Annotated in this window: 17 protein-coding genes; 8 read left to right on the top strand and 9 right to left on the bottom strand. The window is 58.2% G+C overall.

Annotated features, from left to right (window positions below):
• Window positions 1–119 precede the first annotated feature (119 nt).
• The 5 genes from betT to IEV00_RS09615 all read left to right on the top strand — a co-directional run bounded on the left by betT (window position 120) and on the right by IEV00_RS09615 (window position 6,924).
• On the top strand, window positions 120–2,345 hold the full coding sequence (gene betT / locus IEV00_RS09635; RefSeq protein ID WP_229723181.1) for a choline BCCT transporter BetT: 2,226 nt from the start codon (window positions 120–122) through the stop codon (window positions 2,343–2,345).
• Window positions 2,345–3,820, top strand: a complete 1,476-nt coding sequence (locus tag IEV00_RS09630) for an aldehyde dehydrogenase family protein (RefSeq protein WP_188360159.1) — start codon at window positions 2,345–2,347, stop codon at window positions 3,818–3,820. Before betT ends, IEV00_RS09630 begins: the two co-directional genes overlap by 1 nt.
• Before the next feature lie 30 nt (window positions 3,821–3,850).
• Window positions 3,851–5,446, top strand: coding sequence for a GMC family oxidoreductase (locus IEV00_RS09625; RefSeq protein ID WP_188360158.1), 1,596 nt, complete (start codon window positions 3,851–3,853; stop codon window positions 5,444–5,446).
• Between the two features lie 131 nt (window positions 5,447–5,577).
• Entirely contained in the window at window positions 5,578–5,919 is a 342-nt protein-coding gene (locus IEV00_RS09620) for a hypothetical protein (RefSeq protein WP_188360157.1), read from the top strand.
• 66 nt (window positions 5,920–5,985) lie between these two features.
• Window positions 5,986–6,924 (top strand): hypothetical protein, encoded by a 939-nt coding sequence (locus IEV00_RS09615; protein ID WP_188360156.1) that lies wholly within the window; start codon window positions 5,986–5,988, stop codon window positions 6,922–6,924.
• A gap of 77 nt (window positions 6,925–7,001) precedes the next feature.
• On the opposite strand, the gene IEV00_RS09610 is transcribed toward IEV00_RS09615, so the two are convergent.
• Together IEV00_RS09610 and IEV00_RS09605 are read right to left on the bottom strand one after the other, a co-directional pair.
• Window positions 7,002–8,501, bottom strand: a complete 1,500-nt coding sequence (locus tag IEV00_RS09610) for a glycoside hydrolase family 32 protein (RefSeq protein WP_188360155.1) — start codon at window positions 8,499–8,501, stop codon at window positions 7,002–7,004.
• 42 nt (window positions 8,502–8,543) lie between these two features.
• A complete protein-coding gene (locus IEV00_RS09605) occupies window positions 8,544–9,815 on the bottom strand; it encodes an MFS transporter (protein WP_188360154.1) in 1,272 nt (423 codons plus the stop codon).
• A gap of 149 nt (window positions 9,816–9,964) precedes the next feature.
• On the opposite strand from IEV00_RS09605, the gene IEV00_RS09600 reads away from it, so the two are divergent.
• Window positions 9,965–10,999 (top strand): LacI family DNA-binding transcriptional regulator, encoded by a 1,035-nt coding sequence (locus IEV00_RS09600; RefSeq protein ID WP_188360153.1) that lies wholly within the window; start codon window positions 9,965–9,967, stop codon window positions 10,997–10,999.
• Window positions 11,000–11,099: 100 nt separating this feature from the next.
• On the opposite strand, the gene IEV00_RS11170 is transcribed toward IEV00_RS09600, so the two are convergent.
• From IEV00_RS11170 to IEV00_RS09580, 5 genes are all read right to left on the bottom strand, one after another.
• Window positions 11,100–11,747, bottom strand: a complete 648-nt coding sequence (locus tag IEV00_RS11170) for a Fic family protein (RefSeq protein WP_229723180.1) — start codon at window positions 11,745–11,747, stop codon at window positions 11,100–11,102.
• A complete protein-coding gene (locus IEV00_RS11165) occupies window positions 11,726–12,166 on the bottom strand; it encodes a Fic/DOC family N-terminal domain-containing protein (protein WP_229723179.1) in 441 nt (146 codons plus the stop codon). The genes IEV00_RS11170 and IEV00_RS11165 overlap by 22 nt, the downstream gene beginning before the upstream one ends.
• A gap of 116 nt (window positions 12,167–12,282) precedes the next feature.
• A complete protein-coding gene (locus tag IEV00_RS09590; RefSeq protein ID WP_188360152.1) occupies window positions 12,283–12,774 on the bottom strand; it encodes a hypothetical protein in 492 nt (163 codons plus the stop codon).
• 342 nt (window positions 12,775–13,116) lie between these two features.
• Window positions 13,117–13,878, bottom strand: coding sequence for a MerR family transcriptional regulator (locus IEV00_RS09585; RefSeq protein WP_188360151.1), 762 nt, complete (start codon window positions 13,876–13,878; stop codon window positions 13,117–13,119).
• A gap of 141 nt (window positions 13,879–14,019) precedes the next feature.
• Window positions 14,020–15,432 carry a sodium:solute symporter family transporter gene (locus tag IEV00_RS09580; protein WP_188360150.1) on the bottom strand — a complete coding sequence of 471 codons (1,413 nt, stop codon included), beginning with the start codon at window positions 15,430–15,432 and terminating at the stop codon, window positions 14,020–14,022.
• A 220-nt stretch (window positions 15,433–15,652) separates the two neighbouring features.
• Here IEV00_RS09580 and IEV00_RS09575 point away from each other — a divergent pair, with 220 nt between their 5' ends.
• Together IEV00_RS09575 and IEV00_RS09570 are read left to right on the top strand one after the other, a co-directional pair.
• A complete protein-coding gene (locus IEV00_RS09575; protein WP_188360149.1) occupies window positions 15,653–16,651 on the top strand; it encodes an IolE/MocC family protein in 999 nt (332 codons plus the stop codon).
• A 21-nt stretch (window positions 16,652–16,672) separates the two neighbouring features.
• Window positions 16,673–17,437 (top strand): fructosamine kinase family protein, encoded by a 765-nt coding sequence (locus tag IEV00_RS09570; RefSeq protein ID WP_188360148.1) that lies wholly within the window; start codon window positions 16,673–16,675, stop codon window positions 17,435–17,437.
• 3 nt (window positions 17,438–17,440) lie between these two features.
• Here the strand turns inward: IEV00_RS09570 and IEV00_RS09565 are convergent, their stop codons facing one another.
• Complete coding sequence (locus IEV00_RS09565; RefSeq protein ID WP_188360147.1) at window positions 17,441–18,400, bottom strand: bile acid:sodium symporter family protein; 960 nt, start codon at window positions 18,398–18,400, stop codon at window positions 17,441–17,443.
• 9 nt (window positions 18,401–18,409) lie between these two features.
• Window positions 18,410–19,801, bottom strand: a complete 1,392-nt coding sequence (locus IEV00_RS09560; RefSeq protein WP_229723177.1) for a M48 family metallopeptidase — start codon at window positions 19,799–19,801, stop codon at window positions 18,410–18,412.
• Window positions 19,802–19,832 lie beyond the last annotated feature (31 nt).

Below are 19,832 nucleotides of genomic sequence, written 5' to 3'. Positions count from 1 at the left end.
GGTTGCAAAAAACCTACTAAGTCAGCTTACATCTTGGTAGAGTCCTTAAGTTTTCCCGAGTCAAATTCAGAACTTCGGTTCAGAACCACACACGGTCGAAGCGCAGAAGGAGTCAAAACTTGAGCGTCAGCAGTCATATTTCTGCTCCACCAAGTGAAGAAGCACAGAAGCCTCAAGCTAAAGGCTCACATCTCAAAACCAACTGGAGGGTTTTCTCCGGTGCTGCCCTGGGAGTTCTTCTAGTATCGCTCTGGGGCATTATTTCCCCCACCTCAGCCGAGACGGCGCTGGGCGCAGTGGTTGGCTGGGTTTCCTCCAGCTTTGGCTGGTTCTATGTTCTCACCGCCACGGTGGTGCTGGTCTTTATCATCGTGGTTGCCTTCACCAAGCAGGGCAACACCCGCCTGGGGCCAGACCACTCCCGCCCCCAGTATTCTCTCTTTTCCTGGACCGCCATGCTCTTTGCAGCGGGCATTGGCGTTGACCTCATGTTCTACTCGGTACTGGAACCCGTAACCCAGTACTACGCCCCGCCGCAGGGTGAGGGGGAATCCGCCGAGGCGGCGCGTCAGGCAGTGGTCTGGACCCTCTTCCACTACGGCATTACCGGCTGGGGAATGTACGCGCTGATGGGCATGGCCTTTGGCTTCTTCGCCTTCCGCTACAACCTGCCCCTCTCGATTCGTTCGGCCCTCTACCCCATTATTGGAAAGCGTATTAAGGGTGGAATGGGCGATGCCGTGGACGTCGCCGCCCTCCTGGGCACTGTCTTTGGCGTCGCGACCTCCCTGGGCATTGGCGTCGTCCAGATTAACTACGGCCTACAGTTCCTCTTCGGCTGGGAACAGGGAACCGCGGTGCAGATTGGCCTGATCGTGGTGTCGGTGACCCTGGCGATTGCATCGGCGGTTTCTGGTGTTGACAAGGGTATTCGCCGCCTGTCAGAGCTCAACATTTACCTGGCGGTGGCCCTGATGATTTACGTGCTGGTGATGGGTAAAACCGAGACCATCATGAACGCAATCATCATGAACCTGGGCGACTACCTGAGCCGCTTTCCCGGCATGACCATGGACACCATGGCCTACGACCACCCCACTGAGTGGATGAACGGCTGGACCCTCTTTTTCTGGGCCTGGTGGGTTGCCTGGTCGCCCTTTGTGGGGCTCTTCCTGGCCCGCATCTCCCGCGGCCGTACCATTCGCGAGTTCGTGATTGGCACCCTGACCATTCCCTTTATCTTTATTCTGCTCTGGATCTCCGTTTTCGGTAACGCTGCCCTAGAGATCATCTACGAGCAGGGGAACTCCGCTTTCGGCGAGGTCATTATGAACGAGCCCGAGCAGGCTTTCTACTCCCTGCTGGCCCAGTACCCCGGTGCGGTTCCCGCCGCAGCGGTTGCCACCTTCACCGGCCTGCTCTTCTACGTGACCAGCGCTGACTCCGGTGCCCTGGTGATGTCTAACTTCGCCAGCCGCATTGACGACCCCAACGAAGACGGCCCCAAGTGGATGCGCGTTTTCTGGGCGGTTGCCACCGGCCTGCTGACCATCGCCATGCTGCTGGTGGGCGGTATTGCCACCCTGCAGGCGGCAACCATCGTCTTTGGCCTTCCCTTTGCCCTGGTGCTCTACCTGGTAATGTTCGGCCTCTGGAAAGCTCTGCGCTTAGAGCGGCACCAGATTGATTCGCGGGCTGCTGCCCTGGCGGGTATTCGTGCCTCTAACCGCGCGATGAGTATTGAGCCCGCCACCAACCAGCGCAACTGGCGCCAGCGCCTGGCGCGCTCGGTCTCCTACCCCGATGCCCGCGATATTCAGCGCTACATGGATTCGACGGTGGAGCCGGCCCTCAAGGAGGTCTCCACCGCCCTCTGCGAGGCGGGAGTCAATGCCGAGGTTAAGAAGGGGCAGGACGACGTCACGCAGCTTCCCTACCTGATGCTGACCGAGCACATGGACGGCGAGCAGGACTTCATCTACCAGGTCTACCCGGTGGCCAGCCAGACCCCCAAGTACCTGCTGACCACGGACCAAGATGAGGATCTCTACTTCAGGTTGGAGCCCTTTGCCATGACCGGCTCGCGCGGCTATGACATCTTTGGCTATACCAAGGAGCAGATTATCCACGATGTGCTCGATAACCACGAGAGGCACCTGGAATTTATCAGGCTTTCGGGTGTTACCCCGGTAGAACTTGCCAATGGGGTTGCTCCGGTAACAGGCGCAACCCAGATTATCGGCACCGATACGGGCCTGATTGACTGGTCGCAAGATTTTAGAGATGAAGACACCTCAACGGGGTCTGTTGCACTTGGAACTTCCTCAGATAAAGGAGACAAATAATGAGCAAAACTCTGTTCATCAACGGTGAATGGGTTGAAGCAATTGAGGGCGGCACCCGAACCATTATCTGCCCCGCTAACGGTGAAGAGGTGGGTGTGGTAGCCGAGGCAACCGCCGCCGATACCGAGAAGGCGATTGCTGCTGCCCGGGCCGCTTTCGACAACAATGCCTGGGATATTACCGCTCCCGAGCGCGGTAGCTTCTTGATTAAGGTGGCGGAGCAGCTCCGCCAGCGCAAAGACGAGTTTGCCCGCGCAGAATCTCTGGATACCGGCAAGCGCCTGGTGGAGTCAGAGATCGACATGGATGACATCGCCAACTGCTTTGAGTACTACGGCAAGGTTGCAGGCCAGGACGCCGGTCGTATGGTCGATGCCGGCGACCCCACTGTGGTCTCTAAGATTGTGCGCGAGCCGGTGGGCGTGTGCGGCATGATTACCCCCTGGAACTACCCGCTTCTTCAGGCAGCCTGGAAGATTGCCCCTGCCCTGGCAGCCGGTAACACCTTTGTGCTCAAGCCCGCCGAGCTGACCCCCCACACCGCCATCTTGATGATGGACGTGCTGGATCGGCTGGGCCTGCCCGCCGGTGTTGCCAACCTGGTGCTGGGCGCCGGCGCTGAGGTGGGTGCCCCGCTTTCCAGCCACCCCGACGTCGACCTCATCTCCTTTACCGGCGGTCTACTGACCGGTCGCAAGATCGCTGAGTCGGCGGCGTCCACCGTCAAGAAGGTGGCGCTGGAGCTGGGCGGCAAGAACCCCAACGTCATCTTTGCTGACGCTGATTTTGACGCCGCCGTAGACAACGCCCTCAACGGCGCCTTTGTGCACTCGGGCCAGGTGTGCTCGGCAGGTGCCCGCATTATCGTGGAAGAATCCATCGCCGAGAAGTTCACCGCCGAGCTGGTGCGCCGGGCGGAAAACATCCGCCTGGGTGGGCCCTTCGATGAGCAGGCAGAGACCGGTGCGCTGATCTCCGCCGAACATCGTCAGAAAGTCACCGACTACGTTGAGGCGGGTAGGGCAGAGGGCGCCCGGGTGCTCACCGGTGGCGAATGGGCTACCGAGGGCGAGCTGGAAAAGGGCTTCTTCTATAAGCCCACCGTGATTGACCGGGTCAAGCGCGGCATGTCCTTGGTGCGCGACGAAGCTTTCGGCCCCGTCGTCACCATTGAAACTTTCACCACCGAAGAAGAGGCCGTTGCCACCGCCAACGACACCCACTACGGCCTGGCAGGCGCTGTGTGGACCTCCAACGCCGGTCGCGCAGAACGCATTGCCGCCCAGCTGCGCCACGGCACCATCTGGATTAACGACTTTCACCCCTACCTGCCCCAGGCAGAATGGGGCGGCTACAAGCAGTCCGGCACCGGCCGCGAACTGGGTCTGCACGGGCTGGCGGAATACACCGAAACCAAGCACATCTACCACAACACCGCCCCGGCGGTGACCGGCTGGTTCGAAGACACCAAGTAAGCCGCTGAACACAAGAAAGGAATAAGAATTATGGCAGAAAACCAGGAATTTGACTTCATTATTGTGGGCGGCGGCTCCTCCGGTGCGGCCACCGCAGCCCGGCTGAGCGAGAAGAACCCCACCAAGCAGGTGGCCCTGGTCGAGGCAGGCCCCGACGACGAGGGCATCGACGAAATCCTACAGCTCAACCGCTGGATGGAGCTGCTCGAATCCGGCTACGACTGGGACTACCAGATTGAACCGCAGGAAAACGGCAACTCCTTCATGCGCATGGCCCGCGCCAAGGTGATGGGCGGCTGCTCCTCCCACAACTCCTGCATCGCCTTCTGGGCACCCGCCGAAGACATGGACGAGTGGGAGACCAAGTACGGCGCCACCGGCTGGAACGCCGAAAACGCCTTCCGCCTCTACAAGCAGCTGGAGAATAATGAGGACGCCGGCAAGGCGGGCAACGAGCACCACGGCGACTCGGGCCCGGTGCGGCTGATGAACGTGCCGCCGGCAGACCCCTGTGGCGTCGCCGTCCTTGACGCCTGCGAGCAGGCCGGTATTCCCCGCACCCAGTTCAACTCGGGCAAGACCGTGACCAACGGCGCTAACTTCTTCCAGATCAACCGTAAGGAAGATGGCACCCGGGCGTCGTCGTCGGTCTCCTACATTCACCCCATCCGTGACCGCGAGAACTTCCACCTGCTGACCAACACCCAGGTTAAGCGCGTGTTGCTGGACGAGAACAAGCGGGCGGTGGGCATTGAGGTGGTAGACAATGCTTTTGGCACCCCGCGTGTCATTAAAGCTCGGGAGGAGATTATTCTCTCTGCCGGAGCCATCGACACTCCCAAGCTACTGATGCTCTCGGGCATTGGCCCTGCGGCTCACCTGGCTGAGGTGGGCGTTGAGACCCTGGTCGATGCACCGGGTGTGGGTGAGAACCTGCAGGACCACCCCGAGGCGGTTATCCAGTGGGAGGCCAAGAAGCCCATGGTTGAAGACTCCACCCAGTGGTGGGAAATCGGTATCTTCACCAACCTGGAAACCGGTCTGGAGGAGCAGTTCCCCGGCCGCCCCAACTTCATGATGCACTACGGCTCGGTCAACTTTGACATGCACACCCTGCGCCGGGGCATGCCGGGCACCAACAACGTTTTCTGCCTGACCCCCAACGTGCCCCACGCCCGTTCCCGCGGCACCGTGCGGCTGCGCTCCATGGACTTCCGCGACAAGCCCAAGGTTGACCCTCGCTACTTCACCGATGAAGAGGGCTACGACATGAAGATTATGGTGGAGGGAATCCGCAAGGCCCGCGAGATTGCGGAGCAGCCCGCGCTGGCAGAGTGGAAGGGCGAAGAGCAGTTCCCCGGCATCGATAAGCAGACCGATGAGGAACTGGCTGCCTACGTGCGCGACTGCCACAACACCGTCTACCACCCGGTCGGCACCGTGCGCATGGGGGCCGACTCCGATGAGATGGCTCCCCTGGATTCCCGCCTGCGGGTAAAGGGAGTCACCGGCCTGCGCGTTGCCGATGCCTCGGTGATGCCCGAGATTACCGCCGTGAATCCCAACATCACCTGCTACATGATCGGCGAGCGTGCCGCCGAGCTCATTAGCGAGGATGTAGCCTAGGATTTTCCTGCCGCGAGGGGCCATTTTTTGACCGGTTTTTCTAGAAAATCGGTCAAAAAATGGCCCCTCGTGTTAGGCTGAACACTAGGCTTTGATAGAAAGTTTACTTAGCAATCTTAGGAGTATTCACCATGAAGTCAGTCACCCGCTACTCTGCCTCCACCCTCGCCGCCCTGGCCCTTGCTTTCGGCGTGGTTGCCTGCGGCTCCTCCGATAGTGGGGAAACCGAGGACAACGCCCCCGAGCAGACCCAGTCCCAGCCCGCCAACACCGAGACTAATGACGACGGCGACGACGCCGCAGAAGAGTCTGCTGAGACCACCGAGGGCGATGATGACGGTGACGACGCAACGGAGTCGGCAGAAGCCTCAGAAGAGAGCGACTCTGACGGCGATGACAACGGAACAGACAATGATTCAGATACTGATTCCGAGGGCGACTCTGACGGCGACGACGCCGCAGACAACGGCTAAAAAGCCCCTTTAGCCTACCCACTCGCCTAGTATGGAAGTACATCAGACAACGTGAGGCAGGCGAGCATGGTAGTAAAGACCCACCCCAGCGGCACCCAGGCTGCAGATGAGGCAGAGAAGGGGGCGCTCGCCGTCCAGCTTCACATCAGCGGCGGTACCGCTGAAGGTAACCACACCGACGCCGAGGCGCTGGGGCGTTTTATCACCCACATTGCCGAGGCGGCGCGGGCAATCAGCCACGCGGTGGCCGAAGACCGCTACGAGGAATCGCGGGATTCTAACGGCCGCGCCACCAAGAGGAAGGTCAAGACCCGGGCGGTTCAACTGCAAGAACTGGCGGCTCCGCAGGGGCGGGTGAGTCTGATTTTTAGGGCTCCGGAGCTGGACGGCGCGGGGCAGCTGGGTAATGCCATGGAAGAGCACCTGCCGCTCGAGGATTTTCCTGAAGACACCATTGAGGCCGAGGCATTGCGGGCGATTTTCCGGGCTTTTACCCTTGCCTCGGCTGCGGATGAAGTTGACCCTGACGCTTTGGTTGAGCCCCTGCAAACTCCGGGTGCGCGGGAGGCCGTGCGTAGGGCGGTTGCGGTGGTCTCCCATAACGGCTGGCAGCTGAGTGGCACTATTTCTCAGGCCAACCGGGCAGATGAGGCTCTGTCATTGACTAGTCGGGGCGGGGCCCGGCTCATTGATGCCCTGAAAGCTGACCTGATTGGTAAGTACCGGGCACCTCTGCGCGGCACCATCGATGGGCACAAGAATTCCAATAACACCATCTATTTCAGGCCCAAGAATGCTCCGCAGAGCTGGTCTACTATTGCAGCAACCGATGTGATTTATGCCGAGGCCGCACGCATTTCGCTGGATATAGAGAACCAGGTGGATCTCACCGTGGAATTTGAGCCCAAGGCTGACCGAAAGGGCAACCCCACCGAGCGGGTGGTGCGCAGAATCGTCTCTATTGATAAGGTGTACGGCTCTAAGACGGGGGAGCGGCTTTTCTAGTTCCCTGTCGAGCGGTGGATTTTAGGCTTAATTCCGCGATTTTTAAGCCTAAAATCCACCGCTCGCGCTATAGGAAGCTAGCTCCAGATAGAACCCATCTCCCATACTTTAAGAGAATCCACGGTGAGAGTACCCGACTCGCTTGAAAGCACCAGCGCACGGGGGCCCGCATTAGCGAAAGTGAAGGACGAAAGCGACTCCACGCCGTCATCGGCAAAAACCTCTACCGAACCGCGATCAACCAGTACCCGTAGCTTCAGTTTCTCACCGGCTACGTAGGGGGTGGCGCGGTAGCCGCGGTCGCCGTTGCCTGCAAGACGGCGATCAATGAAGAGGGTTCCCGCCAGGCGGTCATAACCGACGTAGGTGTGGGCACCGTCCTCAGTCAAGCCAACCTGCAATCCAACTCGCTCTGTAGTGGACTCCGCCAGGTTAATGGTTAGTTCCAGGTCATAGGCGGCAGACTCATCGAGCACCACCATGTCGTTATTGATGTCCAGGGTAAAGGCACCCAGATCCTTTTCCGACCCGCGTAGCTGTTCCAGCTCCTTGATGGGCAGGTGCGCCAGCTTCAAATCTTCGGTTAGAGAGAATTCCAGCGGAACGGTCAGCTGGCCCGACCACGAATCGGTGAGCTGAGGAGCTAGTGGAATACTGAAAGAGCCCATCCACCCATAGCCGAGCCTGCGTCCGTTCGGAGCCTCAAAGGTCTGCGGCGCGTAGAAGTTGTGGCCGCGATCAGTCTGCCGGTAGTCGGTCAGCTGCCTAAAGTCGTTACCGGGGGCCCAGTCTCCCACTACGTAACCGGCGTTGTGAGAGTTGCGGTGGTCGTAGCCTGCCGGTGTAGGCGTCATGGGGCAGTAAGTCAGCACCCATTTGCCGTTGAGCTCAAAGAAGTCGGGGCATTCAAGCATAAAGACCTCAGGGTTTGGATCCTCAAAGAGAATACGGTCAAAGGTCCACTCAAACATATCTGTAGAGGTATACATCCACACCTGGCCGCGGTTCTCTGTTGAGGTGGCGCCAAAGACCATATACCAGGTCTCCCTCACCCGGAAAACCTTGGGGTCGCGGAAGTTAGGGAGCTCTTGAGGGCCCTCAACTACAACACCCTGCTTCTCAAAGTGCACGCCGTCTTCTGAGGTTGCCAGGCACTGTACCTGGTCGCTACCCTCATCTTCATTAATGCCATTAGTCCAGCGGTGGCCGGTGTAGTAGGCATAGAGCCTGCCGTCGTCGCCGGTGACCGCGGAACCCGAAAACACGCCGTCCCGGTCGGCCTCAAGGGTGGGTGCCAACGCGATGGGCTCCCGCTTCCAATGCACTAAGTCCTCGGAACTCACATGACCCCAGTGCATGGGCCCCCAAGTAGAGCCGTAGGGGTGGTGCTGAAAGAAGGTGTGGTACCTACCCTGATAGAAGCTCAACCCATTGGGGTCGTTAATCCATCCAGCCTTAGCCGCGATGTGGAAGGTGGGGTACCAGCGGTCATTCACCGACTTTTCTAGTTCTGCATTTGCCCGTTCGGCTTCTTCGAGTTTCTGGGTCAGCTTTGCGTGGTTAATCTGTTCAGTCATGTTTTCCTCGATATTGAAAGGTAAGGACGACGCTGGCGCAGCTTAAGCTGCAACTTTTTGGTTCTCGCGGATAAAGGGGTCACCATCTACCTGCTGATCATCTTTCTTCAAAACGAACAGGCCGTAGATGAAGGAGACCAAAACTACCCCTGCGATTAGGAAGAAAGTGGGCTGATAGCCGATGGAATCTCGCACAGAACCCAGCACCGGGGAGAGCACTACGTTGCCAATTTGAGAGGCAATCTGGAACCCCACCATGTAGAGGGTTGCTGAGAGGGCCGGGTTGAAGTGCAGGGTGAAGTAGCGGAAAACCGGCAGAATACACAGCGCTACCTCGGGCGCGTGGAGCATCTTGACAAAGGAGATGACCACCGGATCTGTGAAAATAGCACACCCCAAAATACGAATGAACATCACCGCGATACCCATCATCAGGGTAGTTTTCACGCCGACCTTACGCATGATGATGGGAACCACGCCCATCATGAGAGCCTCAACGAAAACCTGCACGGAGTTGAGCACGCCGTAAACCTGCTGACCCTGCTCTTGGGTGGCAAAAAGGTTGGTGTAGAACTCGGGGAACATCTGCTGGTCAAAGACGGTGTAGAAGGTCCAGGAGAAAAAGACGAAAACAATGATTGCCCAGAGAGACTTAATTTTCAGCAGAGAGAACATCTCGCGGATGCCGGGAGTGGATTGAGCGATATTGGTCGCAACGGTATCAGCGGGAATTGGAGGGTTCTTCCAGAAGAGCTGAACCAGAAGACACAGCAGACCAAAGAGGGAGCCCAACCAGAAGTTATAGTGAGGATTCATGGTGAAGAGAAAGCCTGCAATGAGTGCCACGATAGCGTAGCCGAAGGAGCCCCACATACGAGCCTGGCCATATTCAAAGTTGTAAACACGGCTGTAGCGCTCGCCGATTGCCTCCATTAGACCCGCTGCGGAAAGGAAGCCTGCTGAAAGGACGACGGCTCCCAGCAGGGCACCGAGTATAAAGTTGGTCTCGAGCAGGGGCTGGTAAATCCACACCATGAACGGGCCCGTGAGAGCCATAATCACGCTGGCAAGAACAGCAAGGTTTCTTTTAAGACCGAGACGGTCTTGAAAGGTACCGTAGAAAAGCATAATGACCAGCGTTCCTACGGAGTTGATGGAATAAAGGGTGCCCACCTGAGCACCAGAGAAACCTAGACCATTTTCTTCATTGGTGAGCCAGATCTGAAAGAATGACCACCAAATGCCCCATGACATGAAGAAGAGCAGGAACGTTACCGAACTCTGCAGGTAGGAGGGGTTCTTTAGAGCTTTCATGAGTACAACCAACCTCGTTGTCAGCGGTGTAGTGTGACTTTCACTTGATAAATCGTTTTACCACCTTGAGAATAACACGTAGATAAAACGATTTACCAGTGTTTTGCATAGGGTAAATTGAAGTTACAGAAGATTTCAGGGAGGAACTCATGGCTCGGCGTATTACTCTTGCCGATGTTGCCCTCAAAGCAGGTGCTTCTAAGGCAACGGTTTCGCTGGTGCTCAACAATCGCGAATCTCGCATCTCTCCAGAAACCTCCGAAAGAATCAGAGTAGCGGCCCAGGAGCTCGGCTACACTCCCAACCCTGCTGCACAGACCCTCCGCACAGGCAAAACGCAAACCCTTGCTTTTATCTCAGACGAAGTTCTTACCACCCGTTTCGCATCTGCCATGATTCACGGCATTCTCGAGGTGGCAGAGAGCCACGATCAGATGATTCTCATGGCAGAAACAGAACACAGCCCGCAACGCTGGCAGAAGTCTCTTGCCTCCATGAAAAACCGCCAGGTAGATGGCTTTATCTTGGGACTCATGCGCGCCCGAAACCTGCAGAAGGTGGACATTCCGCTCAACCAGCCCGCCGTCGTCGTCAACGGTAAAGCCCAGGGGATTGCCTCCATCCTGCCCGATGAGCACAGGGCAGGCCAGCAAGCCGTAGAGTATCTTGTAGCTCACGGGCACAAAAAAATTGCTCTCATTGGTAGACCCCCAGCAGGTTCTAGCGAACACGCAACCATGAACATTCCCCGCCGCATGGCAGGAATCGATGACGCTATGCGCACTGCCGGGTTGGGGTTCAGCGCGGAATACCAGGAGGTTCTCTGGGAGGGTGAAGCTGGCTATCTCGGTGCCCTTGCCGTGCTTGAGCAGGCACCCGATATCAGCGCCGTCATCGCAGCCAATGACCGCATCGCCTTTGGCGTCTACCGGGCGTTTCAGGAGCGAGGCATCTCGGTTCCCGAGGATATTTCGGTTATCTCATTCGATGATGAGGAGCTAGCAAGCTATATGCACCCGGGCTTAACGACCCTTCGCCTACCCTATGCGCAGATGGGGCAGGCAGCGACTCAGATTTTGATGCAGGAGGATCCTGCTAATCTCATCTCGGGAGTGCGCTCTGAGGGTAACGAGGTGTTGATTCCCATGCCTCTGATTGAACGAGACTCGGTTAAAACTCTCTAGCCGACTACCGGGAACAACTGCCGTGCTGGCTCGCCATGCTGCTGATGAGCTGGTCATAGCGCTGCCAGGGCTTTCCCAAGCTTGATTCAGATGAAAAATCCTATCTAAGAACTTCCATCAGCCCCTCATTCACGAAAAGCTTCTCTCGGCCAACTTTTTCTTCCCGCAGAACACCAGCAGAAACTAGCTCCCCCAGGTACTTCGTAGCGGTCTGGCGGGTCACTGAGCAGTGCTCCACCACGTCCCTAATTCGGCAGTAGGGCTGTTCAAATAGCACATCCACCACACCCACCGGCACCTGATTCCCAGCAAGCTCCCGCACCTGCTCCTGAAGGGCCTGAATCTGCTTAATCTTCTGTAGGGTATTCACAGCCGTAGCTCGGATCGCCTCAACCATATAGAGAACCCAAGCCTCCCAGGCACCCTCAGACGTCACCGCATTCAGCAGACGATAATATTCATTCTTCTGAGCGATAATGCTCTGCGAAATATAGAGCACAGGCTCCGTCAGCAACCCAGCAGATACTAGCATCAGCACGTTGAGAATACGTCCCGTCCGCCCGTTCCCATCATCAAAGGGATGAATCGCTTCAAACTGGTAGTGGGCTAGGGCCACCCGAACCAGAGGATCAAAATCATCAGGAGAGTTCACAAACTCTTCCCAGTTCTTCAGCTTCTCAGCAATCACAGCAGCGCCCTGCGGCGGAGTATAAATACGACGACGCGTCACCGGGTTGCCGATATACACGCCCTCCCCGTGACGCACCTGGGTTTCGACGTCCCGAATAGTGCTACAGATATCCGAGCAGTGTTTGCAGTGATAATCCCGTGACGCTCCCGCATCGCGTCAAGCCCTGCAAAGAGAGCCTTCTGGTAGCGTAGAGCCTCCCTGGTCGCACCACTGGCATCCGCAGAAAGAGTGGCAGCCCTAAAAAGTTCATCGGTGGTCGTTACGATGTTCTCAATCTCAGAGCTCGCCTGTGCTTCAAGCAGAGCCAGCGAATGCAGGAAGATGCCGGGGTTAGGCAGGGATACGAGAGCTTCATTCAGTCCAGCGATTGCTGCCCGCGCCTTAATCACCGCCTTAAGTACCGGCGTAGTTTCTACGTACTCAGCAGGCGGCAGCGGTGGAAGGTCGTTATAGGGTTCGTCAGCAGACCAGGTCATGTACAAAATCTAGCGAATTTTTGACATGTCACCCCTGAAACCCGCTGATCTGTCAAAAATTTCACGATTTTTTGACAGATCCAGGCCATATGTTAAAAGTTTTGACGCATCAACGCCTACCGAAGCAACACGAACACCCAGGCTAGAAGCCCGCCCAAAGCGGTGCCCAGGGCAAGCTCCAGTGCACTATGCTTACGCAAAGACCAGCGGGCACACACGGTAGATGCCCACACCAACCCGCCAAGCACCCAAGCCAGCGGGCCCCACGAAATATACAGCGGGGCAATCAGCGCAAAGAGAGCCGCCACCAGCGCATGTACACTCACTTTGACCTTCAGATTGACTAGGGCAACAACCAGAATGGCAGCAATTGATAGGTTGAGAGCCAGTAGCATCTGGGCACTAGAGCCCACCAGATTCAGAGAAACCGCCCCCACTACGTAAGAGACCAGCGTACCCACATAGAAAGGGGTGCGTTGTTGCCGCTCCTGGATATAGCGATCACTCGTGCGCCCGGTGCGATGCATCCACACTGACAGTGCAAAGGGTAGCCCCACAATAAACACCAGCGACAGGCCCACCGGCAGAACCCACCCGGGGTCTGTCACCACAGCAATCAGACACAAGAGCAATCCAGAAAGAACGAACGGAGAGAAAACCTCCGTGATTATTTCACTGATTCTCTCAACTGATTGCACAGCGATCCCTCCTCACTTCAGGCCCCGGCCTGCTCAACTCTCTTAGGTGCGGTCGCGGGCCTGAGCTTCTGCAACTGAAAATACGGGTGGAAAGTGTGGTTTCTTCATGCCACTAGAATGGCAGAAAAAACACCCCTTTAGAGCCTGTTTAATAAATCTGTGGATAACTTGAGTCTCTTCTGTGCCGAACGGTGGATTTTAGGCTTAAAAATCCCAAATTTAAGCCTAAAATCCACCACTCGCGTTTCAAGGTTACTTCCACTCTGCTGCGTCTACATCAACGCCCTGAGCCCTGGCATTTTCGAGTACAGCATCGTGAATCCACTGAGCAAGGCCCTCTGCCCGCTTGTTGTAGTGTTGAGTGAACCTCTCATCGGTTACGTAGGTCTTGGCAATGAGAACCTGCTTCTCATACGAACAATCAAAGTTCAGATTCATCAGCTCCCGGTGACGCTCCGCTAACTCACCTGCCTCAGCGCTACCCGGGGAGACGCCGTCATTCATTGCCTGAGCACAGGCAGCCTCAAAATGCTCGGTGCGTTCCATCATGCTCGCCCAATCAGCTTCAGAGAAGTTGGCGGAGCGACGCTCCGACTCCTGAAAATCTGGGGAAGCACCGTAACGGGACTCTGCCTCATCACGGTACTTTGCGTGCATTGCGCGTGCTTTTTCAGCAGCGGTGGGGTTCATAGTGTTGACCTCCATCATGGTTTCAACCGCAGCCAAAACAGACTGCAGCCGGTAAATTTTTTCAATCAGAAGGCGTTTCTGCTGAGACAGGTAATCCTTTGCGTTTCCGGTTTCGAGAATCTCCTGAATCTCGTGCAGGGAAAAATCGAGGCTTCGATACACCAAAATTTGCTGTAGCCGATCGATGTCCGCAGAAGAATATACACGGTAACCAGAACGTGTACGTGCCGGGTTGAGCAACCCACTTTCCTCATAATGATGAAGTGTGCGAACGCTAACCCCAACTAAAGAGGCAACCTGACCTACCGTGAGTTTCTCGTGCATGTGCCCTCCTTTTGAACTGACACTGAGGACTCTATGAACTTACGTTGCGTGAGGGTCAAGCAGGTAAAGGCGAGCGGTGGATTTTAGGCTAAAAAATCCCAAATTTAAGCCTAAAATCCACCGCTCGGCGGCAAGAGAAAGCTAAGAAACCCTCGACCGTTCCCAGGCCTGCATAATCTCCGGCGAGGTTGGCTTAGACAGCAGGGAACCAGCTACATAGAAGATTAGTGAGGCACCCAGGCCAATGTAGATGGGCTGATTGGCGGTAACCCCGAAGATGGCAATGCCAATAAACACGCCCACGGAGCCTGCCGCGATGGAGAGGGCAGCGCCAACCCCGGTGGCCCGCTTCCATATGAGACCGCCCAGAATAGCCACCAGCAGTCCACCAATGAGAATGTTGTAGCCTAGGCGAATGGCTGTCACGGTGTCTGTCATCACCAGTGCCAAAACGGTTGCCACCACACCGAGAATCACCAGGTACACCCGATCAGAGCGTACCGAGCCAACGCCCGGTTCAGGGGCGGGGCGGCCGGTCAGCATAGGTACAATGTCCACGCGCATAATGGTAGAGGCGGCAATCAAAGTGCCAGAAGCCGTAGACATCATGGCTGCCACGCCGGCGGCAAGCACCACGCCTCCCAAGCCCGCGGGGAGGTAGTTCTGCGCGAGAGTCGCAAAAGCGTCGTCCGGCTTAGCAAGATTCGGTTCCAGAACTCGGGCAGACATGCCGATCACGGAGCCAGCTACACCGTAGGCGGCAACGTAGAGACCGGCGGTGACGCCGCCCCAGCGGGCCACTCGCGCAGAGCGGGCGGTGAAGACCCGCTGCCAGATGACCTGGCCGGAGAGCTGGCCCAGGGTGTAGAGCACGAACATGGTCAGCAGGGAGGGTAGACCCACCGAGCCGGGGTTGAAGAATTCGGCGTCGAGGCGGGTGGTCAGCCCCTCCCAGCCACCTGCCGCCGAGAGGGAGAGGGGCAGCAGCAGAAAGAACATGCCCACGGTCATGAAGGCGAACTGGAACATATCGGTGAGGGTAATCGCCCACATGCCGCCCAACATGGAGTAGATGATCACCACAGCCGAGCCCAGAATAATTGACCAGGCGGAGTCCAGGCCAAAGAGCACGCGGAAAATTGAGGCGTAGGCGGTGGTTGAGGTTACGGCAACCATGATGGTGTAGGCCAGCATCACCACCGAGGAAACCCGCGAGGTCAGTTTTGACCCGTAGCGGGCAGTAAGTACCTGCGCCACCGTGTAGAGCTTGAATTTGGTAATGATGGGAGCAAAGAAAAGGCTCAGCAGAATCACGCCCAGGGCAATGGAGACCACCAGCCACATGCCCGCCAGACCCTGCGTGTATCCCAGAGAAACGCCGCCGATGGTTGAGGCGCCACCCAGCACTAGGGCCACCAGGGTGCCGGTGTAGAGCACGGGGCCTAAGCGGCGGCCGGCCACCCGGAACTCCTCGTTGGTTCCCGAACGCCGATGCCCCACCAGGCCAAAAATAATCAGCGCCGCGATATAGAGGCAGATAATCAGAATATTCACGGTGTATCCGTTCTAGCTTGAGAACCGGCGGAAGCGCCACGTTCAACCGCTCCATCTTACACAGTTTTGCTGATTTCAAGGGCGGTGCAGACTAATCTTTCATCCGCTGCAACCGTCAGCCCACCTATCTGTATTACGCATACATGACAGGCGATGATTTACATGATAATCCCCGCCCGATACGGTATGAGTACCCCCTGTCACAATGAAAAGAATCCCCATGAAAATCTCCCCTCTCTTTTTGGTCTGCGCCCTCGCGGTTGCTACCCTCAGCGGATGTTCCGGTGAGAGCGATCAGGAGCAGGACGCCGCCGCGGCGCCTTCTGCCTCCACCTCCGCCGCTACGGGGCAGCCGAGCGGGGCAGCGTCGTCCTCGCCGGCTGGTGAGACTCCCTCTCCGCTGCCGTCGAAGACTCAAGAAGCGAAAACCCTCTACGACGGCTCCACCAAGGTGTTTGAGAATAAGCGCTATGTGGCGCTCTACGGGGTGACGTCGGGGCCGAGTTTGGGTGCGCTGGGGGAGCAGAGCCCTGCCCAGTCGGTGCGGCGGGTGCAGAACCTGGTGGATGAATACCAGGCCTTTACAGACGAGAAGGTTCAGCCTGCCTTTGAGGTGATTGCCACGGTGGCATCGAGCGCTCCCGGTGAAGACGGCGACTTTTCCGATGAATCCACCGTTGAGAGCCTGCTGCCCCTGATCGAGGTGACGGAGAAGCACGGTGTCTATGTGGTGTTGGATTTTCAGCCGGGTCGCAGTGACTTTCTCTCACAGATTCGCCAGTATGAGGAGCTTCTCAAGCACCCGAACGTGGGGGTTGGTTTTGACCCCGAGTGGCGACTGGCGCCCGGGCAGCAGCCTCTGCAACAGATCGGTAGCGTAGATTCCAGCGAGATTAATGAGGCCCTGGCCTACCTGGCAGATGTGACCGAGCAGAATGAGCTCCCCCAGAAGATGGTGGTGATTCACCAGTTCACCGATTCTATGATTACCAACCGCGAGCTGCTGGATACCTCCCATGAGCAGCTGGCGCTAACCCTGCATGCCGACGGTCACGGAACCCCCGACCTCAAGCTCGATACCTACCGCACCCTGCTCAAGAACCTGCCGGAGGACATCAAGCCTTCCTGGAAGAACTTCTACGATGAAGATATTCCCATGCTCACCCCCGAGCAAACCTACGGCCTCGACGATCGCCCCTGGGTGGTGACCTACCAGTAGGGCTTTGGCTAGGCTGGGTTTATGGAGACTTTTTGCAAGAGCGGAACCGAGCGGGCAGTCGCCTGGGAGGCGGCGGGTCTGCGCTGGTTGGCTGAGGCTGAGCAGGACGGCGGCGCCCGGGTTGCGCGCGTGCTTTCGGCTTCGGGTTCCACGCTGGAGATTGAGAGGATTGAAAGTGCTCCGGCTTCTCGCCGGGCCGCCGGGGATTTTGGGGCTGCGCTGGCGGTGACCCACGCGGCGGGGGCCTCGGCCTTTGGGACAGGCCCCGAGGGTTGGAGCGGTGCCGGCTTGCAGGGCCCGGCGGGTAACCAGCTGAAGCTACCGCTGGGTTCCTATGAGAATTGGGGGTCGATGTGGGCAGATGCCCGTCTGCTGCCCTTGGTCTCTCGGGTAGCGTGGGGCTCTGCTGAACGGAAGATTTTTGAGAGCTTGGCGGAGCGGTTGCGCGCCGGAGATTTCGACGGCTCCTACGGGGCGGGCTCAACCCCTGCCCGGGTTCACGGAGATTTGTGGAGTGGCAACCTGCTCTTTAGCCCCGCAGGTGCGGTGCTGATTGACCCGGCTCCCTACGGCGGCCACCCCGAAGATGACCTGGCGGCGCTGGCCCTCTTTGGAGCGCCCTACTTGAAAGAGATTATTGCGGGCTACCAGCAGGTAAAACCCCTGGATTCGGGCTGGCAGGAGCGGACTGAATTGCACCAGCTCCACCTGCTTTTGCTGCACGCGGTGCTCTTTGGCGGCGGATATGTTTCAGAGACCCTGGCCGCGGCAAAGAGGTATGTCTAGGGCCTATCCCTGACTTCGCGCCAGCTTGGCTGCCCGTGCGGCACAGATCATCAGCTGTACCTGGTGGAAAATCATCAGCGGCAGAATCAGCACGCCCAGGGATCCACCACCGAAAATCACCGCTGCCATGGGGAGCCCCGATGCCAGGGATTTCTTGGTACCGCAGAACTGGATTGCCACCCGGTCGCCGTAGGAGAAGCCCAGCTTTCGCCCCACCCAGCCGGTCAGCCAGAGCATGATCTCCACCAGAATCACAGAAAAAACCACCAGCAGCAGAACCTGCCACCAGGCAATGCGGGTCCACACGCCGTCCACAATTCCCTCAGAGAAGGCGGAGTAAACCACCATGCCGATGGAAAGCCGATCCACCTGCTTGGTGATTTTCTTCTGCGCGATCGTGCCCACCCAGGGTCGCAGTAGCTGGCCGGCTACGAAGGGGAGAAAGAGCTGAATAGCGATGTCGAGAAAGACATTGCCCGAAATCGTCACCTGCCCCGAACCCATCAGCAGCATCACTAACAGGGGCGTGAGAACCACTCCGGCGATATTAGACGCAGAGGCCGAGACAATCGCACCCGCCACGTTACCGCGGGCAATGGAGGTAAAAGCCACCGACGACTGCACCGTTGAGGGCACCAGACTCAGATAGAGAATGCCTAGGTAAATCTCCTGGCCAAAGACGTACTTGAGCGGGAACAACGCCAGACCAACCAGTGGAAAGACCACAAAGGTAAAGGCCAGAATCACGCTGTGGAGCTTCCAGTGCTTGAGACCGTCTAGGGCCTCCTGCGGGGAGAGTCTAGCACCGTAGAGAAAGAAGAGCAGGGCAATCGCAACACTGGTCGCCACCGAGAAGCCCTCGGCAAAGGCGCCGCGGGCGGGAAAGAGGATTGCCAGAAGAACGCCGCAGAGAATCAGTACGATGAGCGGGTCAAGTTTGAACTTTTGGGGCAGAAGGGGCATGGGTTTACTCTACCCCTGCTCGGTGTCGTCCTGGGGCTGGGCAGCCCGAGGCGCCGGGTTCTGCGGGGCAGGGGCCTGCGGGCCGGGAGCCTGCGGCGCCGTCCTACCGTAGCCGCGCAGCTGCGGCGGCACCCAGCCGGTGTAGAGGGTGTCGCCCACACGACGGTCGCGGGAATTAGCGCGGGTCTTGGGTTCGGTGACGTTATCGCCCCAGTGCTGGTTGGTCGGATTCTCGGGGTAGGCCTGCATGAAGTCGCCTGCCTGAACCGGGTCAGCCCAGACCTCGGCGGGCTCTGCCGCCGGTGCCATTGACAGCGGGTAGGCGGGGTTAATCTTGGGGCGCCAGATGAGACGGCCGGGCTCCGAGCGATCCCTCAGCGAGTGCATGCGCCAGGTCGGCGAGGGGTGCGAGGAGTTGAGGTTGGCGAGCCAGGTGAAGAAGCCGCCCTCAAAAACGGCGCGGTTGGCAAATTCGTCTGTATTGACGTCGCGGTGCAGGTACTTACCGGCGGCGAGCACGCTCATGGCCTCTAGCGCCCCGGAAGGAGCCAGGCGGTAGCCAAAGTTATCTGCGGTGTATTCCTGGGCGCGGGAGAGGGTGGCTCCAGCGTAGGGAATGGAAGCGAAGAAAGAGGTGAAAATCAGGCGGAAGTAGCCCACATGGCCGGCGGCAATATGGCCTACCTCATGGCCGATAATGAAGCGCAGGGCCTCGGGGCTACGGGCAGCCCCGCCCACCTCGAAGAGGTCAGAGTAAACGGCAATAAAACGCCGGTGGCCGTGGCCCGAAGCGAAGGCGTTAATCTGGCCGTTGCCCAGCACCACATAGGCGTCGGGAACACGGCGCAGGCCCGCAGCGTGGGCGGCCTCAACCACCATGGCGTAGGCTTCGGGGAACTGCGTGGGAGTAATGCGCACCCCGCGCAGGCGCATCTGGGCGTACTGAAGGGCGCGGAGCCAGAAGATACCCAGAGGCAGATAGACCGCCAGAAAGGCGAGCTGGGCCAGGGCGCCGGGAGAATCGGCGGTGGCGGGGTCTACTGGTTCCACACTCGAGAGGTCGCCGGTGAAAAAGCCAACCACCGAGGTCACCATATAGATTCCCACACCCACGTAGACGGTGAGGGTCACCAGGTAGGCGGCCACCAGCCAGGGAATCTCCCCGGGATGCCGCAGTCGGTTGAGAAACTTGAAGGGCAGCAGCGATTGAAAGCCAAAGAGCTTGGGCGCCGGGAGCGGAGAGCCGGGAGTCTGCCGGGTATCTTCGGGCAGCCAGCCCCGAGAGAGGTCGTTGGGCAGGGGCGTGATGTTGGTCTGGTGATGCTGGACGCCGCCACTGGGGCTGATGCCGTAGGGCCGGTTGGATCCTGAGCCGGTTGGTTCATGGGGTGGTGTGCTCACGTGGCTCCTTCGCCGTAGTCTCTCGGGTTAC

The sequence above is a fragment of the Rothia aerolata genome, from assembly GCF_014635585.1.
GTDB lineage: Bacteria > Actinomycetota > Actinomycetes > Actinomycetales > Micrococcaceae > Rothia > Rothia aerolata.
Note: the sequence above shows the minus strand (reverse complement) of the source record. Positions and strands in the feature narration are given on the sequence as shown.

Bases quoted from the DNA above. Each gene is read 5' to 3' on its own strand.
- IEV00_RS09630 (WP_188360159.1), top strand. From the start codon at position 2,345: ATGAGCAAAACTCTGTTCATCAACGGTGAATGGGTTGAAGCAATTGAG.
- IEV00_RS09625 (WP_188360158.1), top strand. From the start codon at position 3,851: ATGGCAGAAAACCAGGAATTTGACTTCATTATTGTGGGCGGCGGCTCC.
- IEV00_RS09620 (WP_188360157.1), top strand. From the start codon at position 5,578: ATGAAGTCAGTCACCCGCTACTCTGCCTCCACCCTCGCCGCCCTGGCC.
- IEV00_RS09615 (WP_188360156.1), top strand. From the start codon at position 5,986: ATGGTAGTAAAGACCCACCCCAGCGGCACCCAGGCTGCAGATGAGGCA.
- IEV00_RS09610 (WP_188360155.1), bottom strand. From the start codon at position 8,501: ATGACTGAACAGATTAACCACGCAAAGCTGACCCAGAAACTCGAAGAA.
- IEV00_RS09605 (WP_188360154.1), bottom strand. From the start codon at position 9,815: ATGAAAGCTCTAAAGAACCCCTCCTACCTGCAGAGTTCGGTAACGTTC.
- IEV00_RS09600 (WP_188360153.1), top strand. From the start codon at position 9,965: ATGGCTCGGCGTATTACTCTTGCCGATGTTGCCCTCAAAGCAGGTGCT.
- IEV00_RS11165 (WP_229723179.1), bottom strand. From the start codon at position 12,166: ATGACCTGGTCTGCTGACGAACCCTATAACGACCTTCCACCGCTGCCG.
- IEV00_RS09585 (WP_188360151.1), bottom strand. From the start codon at position 13,878: ATGCACGAGAAACTCACGGTAGGTCAGGTTGCCTCTTTAGTTGGGGTT.
- IEV00_RS09575 (WP_188360149.1), top strand. From the start codon at position 15,653: ATGAAAATCTCCCCTCTCTTTTTGGTCTGCGCCCTCGCGGTTGCTACC.
- IEV00_RS09570 (WP_188360148.1), top strand. From the start codon at position 16,673: ATGGAGACTTTTTGCAAGAGCGGAACCGAGCGGGCAGTCGCCTGGGAG.
- IEV00_RS09565 (WP_188360147.1), bottom strand. From the start codon at position 18,400: ATGCCCCTTCTGCCCCAAAAGTTCAAACTTGACCCGCTCATCGTACTG.